Origin of the sequence: Actinomadura sp. CNU-125, assembly GCF_001942465.1 — a bacterium.
Taxonomy (GTDB): Bacteria; Actinomycetota; Actinomycetes; order Streptosporangiales; family Streptosporangiaceae; genus Spirillospora.
This window is the reverse complement of sequence record NZ_MKJY01000358.1, coordinates 1-4,355: the sequence shown is the minus strand read 5'-3', so window position 1 is coordinate 4,355 and position 4,355 is coordinate 1. Positions and strand designations below refer to the sequence as shown.

Here is a 4,355-nt window from a genome sequence, read left to right as displayed (position 1 = left end):
GGGCTGCCGGGCATGCGACGACCGGCGCCGCGGCGGTCGGCGGGGAACTGCGCACCGGGGCGGGCCCGCTCGGCGGGTTCATCGTCGAGGCCGTCCTGCCCGCCGCGTCCGCGGACCCGGCCGCCGCCGCGCCCCCGGCGGGGGCGGCGCGGCGACGTCCGGCATCGTCGTGGCGACGACCAGGAGGTCGTCCGCGCGGGTTTCGGCGCCCTGCTGGGCACCCAGCCCGACTTCGCGGTCGTCGCCACCGCCGACGACGGCGCGGGCGCGGTGCGCGCGTGCGGCGAGCACCGCCCGGACGTGGTGCTGATGGACGTGCGGATGCCGGTGATGGACGGGATCGAGGCCACCCGCCGCGTCACCGCCGGGCCCGGCGCGCCCCGGATCCTGATGCTGACCACGTTCGACCTCGACGAGCACGTCTACGACGCGCTGGTGGCGGGCGCCAGCGGGTTCCTGCTCAAGGACGTGACGGCCGAGCGGCTGTTCGACGCGGTCCGGGTCGTGGCCGCCGGGGAGGCGCTGCTGGCCCCGACCGTCACCCGGCGCCTCATCGGCGAGTTCGCGCGGCTGCGGCCCCGCCCGCCGTCGGCCGCGCCGGACGTCCTGACGCCGCGGGAGACCGAGGTGCTGCGGCTGGTCGCCGAGGGCCTGACCAACGCCGAGATCGCCGCGCGGCTCGTGGTGGGGGAGGAGACGGTCAAGACGCACGTCAGCCGCGTCCTGCGCAAGCTGGACCTGCGCGACCGCGTCCAGGCCGTCGTCACCGCCTACGAGACCGGCCTGGTGGTGCCCCGCGCCCGCTGATCCGGCCGGACGCGAGACGGGACCGCACCGTGCATGCGCGCGCACGGTGCGGTCCCGTCGGGTGATGCCGTGTTACCCGATCGTCCTGCGGTTCAGGCGGTCCTTCGGCGCCCGGCCCGCAGGATCTCCAGCCGCTCGGCCAGGACCTCTTCGAGGTCCTCGACCGTCCGGCGTTCCATGAGCATGTCCCAGTGCGTCCGCGGCGGCTTGCCCTTCTTCGCTTGGGGCAGCTCGCCGTCGACCCGCAGGGCCGTGGCGCCGCAGTTGCGGCATTCCCAGGTCATCGGCACCTCGGCCTCGGCTGCGAGCGTCACGGTGAACCGGTGGCCCTTGGTGCAGGTGTAGTCCACCTCTTGCCGAGGGGCCAGATCGGTGTTGCGATCATTCTCGTAGCTCGTCGCTCCGAGTCGGGTGCCGCGAAGTGCGCGCTCGGCCATCGTCAAGTGCCTCCCAGACGGCTTGCGGTCTTGCCCTGACCAACGCTGAATCTCGTGACAAGATTCCCGTCCGGAGCCCTGTCCAACCCTGCTTGTTTCCGGCGGGGCCGCCGCGTCCCGCGGGAAACCTCCGGCGGCCCGCCCGCGAGGCCCGCGCCGGCGGGCCCGCGGGAGGCCGGCGGGGTCACCGCCGCGACGTCAGGACTTCGTCGATCAGCCCGTACTCCAGGGCCTCGGCGGCGGTGAAGTACCGCTCGCGGTCCAGGTCGCGGCGGACGGTCTCGGCGTCCTTGCCGGTGGCCTCGGCGACGATCGCCTCGGTCTGCGTCCGCAGCCGCAGCACTTCCTCCGCCTGGATCTGCAGGTCGCTGGACTGGCCGCGCGACACCCCGACCTCCGGCTCGTGCAGCAGGATCCGGGCGCTCGCGAGCGCCGCGCGCTTGCCGGGCGTCCCGGCCGCCAGCAGCACCGCGGCCGCCGACCCCGCCTGCCCGACGCAGGTGGTCTCCACCTCCGGGCGGACGTACTGCATCGTGTCGTGGATCGCCATCATCGCCGTCAGCGACCCGCCCGGGGAATTGATGTAGAGGGCGATGCGCCGGTCGGGGTCCATCCCCTCCAGCGCGAGCATCTGCGCGGTGACGTCGTTGGCGCTGACGTCGTCGACGGGCGCCCCGAGGAACACGATGCGGTCCTCGAAGAGCTTGTTGTAGGGGTCGGTCTCCTTGCGACCGTAGGGCGTCTGCTCCTCGTACGAGGGGACGAGGGAGCGTTTCTCGGCCCGCATCAGCTTCCCACCCGTTCGGTGCTGTCGATGACGTGGTCGATGAAACCGTACTCGCGGGCCTGGTCGGCGGTGAACCACCGGTCGCGGTCGGAATCGGCCCGGATCTTCTCCAGCGGCTGCCCGGTGTGGAACGCGGTCCGCTCGGCCAGGGTCTGCTTCAGGTAGAGCGACTGCTCGGCCTGGATCTTGATGTCGGCCCGGTGCCGCCGATGCCGCCGTGCGGCTGGTGCATCATGACGCGCGCGTGCCGCAGCGCGTAGCGCTTGCCGGCCGTTCCCGCGCACAGCAGTGTCTGTCCCATGGAGGCGGCCATGCCCATCGCGACGGTGGAGATGTCGTTCGGGACGAACTGCATCATGTCGTAGATCGCCATGCCGGCGTCCACGACCCCGCCGGGGGAGTTGACGTAGATGGTGATGTCGCGCCGCGCGTCCTGGGCCGCGAGCAGGAGCAGCTGGGCGTTCACCCGGTTGGCGACCTGGTCGTCGATCTCGGTCCCGAGGAACACGATGCGCTGCGCGAGCAGCCGCTCGTACAGCTGGGCGTCCGCGAGCTGCGGCATCTGCGCGACCGCGGCCCGGACGCGGGGCGCATGGGTGTCCGGTCGCCGCTCACCGGGCCGGGGCCTCGGCTCCTCGTTCATGAACCCTCCCGCTCGTTCTGTACGTTTCGTACACTACGTACGTCTGAGGTTAGTGGCGGCGCGTTACCTCGGCCAGAGGGAGAGAGGATGTTTCGCTATACGATGAATCCCGTGGATGTTCCGGTAACCGAAGCACGCGCCCAGTTCGCGGACCTCGTCAACCGGGTCGCCTACACCGGCGAGCCCGTGAAGCTGACGCGGCGGGGCAAGGTGATGGCCGCACTGGTCTCTCCGGAGGATCTGGAGCTGCTGGAGATGCTGCGGTCGCAGCGCGCCGAGCTGCAGGCGGGACAGCCCGTGCAGGCGCCGCAGCAGCCGCAGGCGCCGTCGCCCGCCGACCGTCCCCAGGCGGCGCCGCTGCGCATCGCCGCCGAGTACCGGCCGCCCGGCTTCGGCCGCTGAGCCGCGGGGGGGCGCGGCCCGGGGCCGTCTCCGGGCGCGGTCAGGCGCCGGCCTGCTCGCGGGGGGCGGGGGAGGGGCGCTCCCACTGCCCCCGAGACGCCAGGACGTGCCGCAGGGCGATCAGCTCGTCGGTCATGATGCCGTCGACGCCGAGGTCCAGGAGCCGCTCCATGACGGCCCGGTCGTTCACCGTCCAGGCGTGCACCTGCAGCCCCAGCCGGTGCGCCGCGGCGACGAACCCCTCGGTGACGAACGGCAGCGGGCCCAGCCCGTAGGGCACCTGCGCGCACGCCACCCCGGTGGCGGCGAGCCGGACCAGCTTGGCGGTCGGCCCGCCGTAGGACTTGGCGCGCAGCGCCATCACCCCGCGCGGGCCCAGCGCCGTGCACACGTCCCGGTCGGTGTACAGCGGCAGCCGCGCCCGCATCTGCGCCAGCCTGCGCGTGGAGAACGAGGTCAGGCACACCCGGTGCCAGGCGTTCGTGCGGTGCAGCACCTCGGCGAGCGGGCCGATGACCGGGGCGTCCTTGAGGTCGATGTTGACGCGCGCGTCCGGCCACGCCCCGAGGACGTCCTCCAGCCGGGGGATCGGCTCGGTGCCGCCGATCCGGGCCCGCGCGACCTCGGAGTAGGGGAGGCGGGCGACGGTGCCGGTCCGGTCGGTGACCCGGTCGAGGGTGCGGTCGTGGAAGGCGACCACCGTGCCGTCGGCGGTGGCGTGCGCGTCGGTCTCCAGATACCGGTAGCCCAGGTCGACCGCCCGCTGGAAGGCGGCCATGGAGTTCTCGGGGCGCCCGCCGGCGCCGCCGCGGTGGGCGAACGGGATCGGCCCGGGATGATCGAGGAATTCGTACGAGCGTCGCACCCGTCCGATTATGGCGGACTCCCCTCGACCGCCCTTACCTTACTATGTAAAGGCGCCGGGCCGGGTGCTACCGTCAGCCGACCGCCAATGAAGGAGAAACCACGACATGAGCAGCATCGACGAGTACAGGCCCACGTTCGACCTCGTCGACGTCGACGGTGACGGGTACCTCTCGATCCCCGAGTTGCAGAACCTCATGCGCGTCCTGGGGCTCGGCGCCGACCAGACGCGCGCGGTCGAACTGGTCGTGGCGAGCGACACCGACCGCGACGGCAAGATCTCCCTGGAGGAGTTCGCCGCTCTGATGGAGCGCACGCGGACCTGACCGGGCGCGACCGGAGGCCCGGTCGCGGACCGGCCGTCCGCCGGCCCGCCGCTGCTCCCGGAGGCGCGCCGACTCGCGCAGCGCCTCGG

At 72.9% G+C, this 4,355-nt stretch carries 5 protein-coding genes and 2 pseudogenes; 3 read left to right on the top strand and 4 right to left on the bottom strand.

The window, feature by feature from the left end:
• Window positions 1–174: 174 nt before the first annotated feature.
• Window positions 175–807 (top strand): annotated as a pseudogene (locus BJF79_RS33285) (response regulator); the annotation flags it as partial.
• Between the two features lie 92 nt (window positions 808–899).
• Here the strand turns inward: BJF79_RS33285 and BJF79_RS33280 are convergent.
• From BJF79_RS33280 to BJF79_RS33270, 3 genes and pseudogenes are all read right to left on the bottom strand, one after another.
• A complete protein-coding gene (locus tag BJF79_RS33280; protein WP_075903421.1) occupies window positions 900–1,244 on the bottom strand; it encodes an RNA polymerase-binding protein RbpA in 345 nt (114 codons plus the stop codon).
• Window positions 1,245–1,428: 184 nt separating this feature from the next.
• The gene (locus tag BJF79_RS33275) at window positions 1,429–2,031 is read right to left on the bottom strand and encodes an ATP-dependent Clp protease proteolytic subunit (protein ID WP_075903419.1); all 603 of its coding nucleotides are present in this window, start codon (window positions 2,029–2,031) and stop codon (window positions 1,429–1,431) included.
• Window positions 2,031–2,593: pseudogene (locus tag BJF79_RS33270) on the bottom strand (ClpP family protease). The gene BJF79_RS33275 and the pseudogene BJF79_RS33270 overlap by 1 nt, the downstream one beginning before the upstream one ends.
• Window positions 2,594–2,785: 192 nt before the next feature.
• On the opposite strand from BJF79_RS33270, the gene BJF79_RS33265 reads away from it, so the two are divergent.
• Complete coding sequence (locus BJF79_RS33265; protein WP_262402910.1) at window positions 2,786–3,076, top strand: type II toxin-antitoxin system Phd/YefM family antitoxin; 291 nt, start codon at window positions 2,786–2,788, stop codon at window positions 3,074–3,076.
• A 40-nt stretch (window positions 3,077–3,116) separates the two neighbouring features.
• Here the strand turns inward: BJF79_RS33265 and BJF79_RS33260 are convergent, their stop codons facing one another.
• Window positions 3,117–3,941, bottom strand: coding sequence for a glycerophosphodiester phosphodiesterase (locus BJF79_RS33260; protein ID WP_075903415.1), 825 nt, complete (start codon window positions 3,939–3,941; stop codon window positions 3,117–3,119).
• Window positions 3,942–4,047: 106 nt separating this feature from the next.
• On the opposite strand from BJF79_RS33260, the gene BJF79_RS33255 reads away from it, so the two are divergent.
• Window positions 4,048–4,266: an EF-hand domain-containing protein gene (locus tag BJF79_RS33255; RefSeq protein WP_075903413.1), complete on the top strand. Its 219-nt coding sequence runs from the start codon at window positions 4,048–4,050 to the stop codon at window positions 4,264–4,266.
• Window positions 4,267–4,355: the final 89 nt, after the last annotated feature.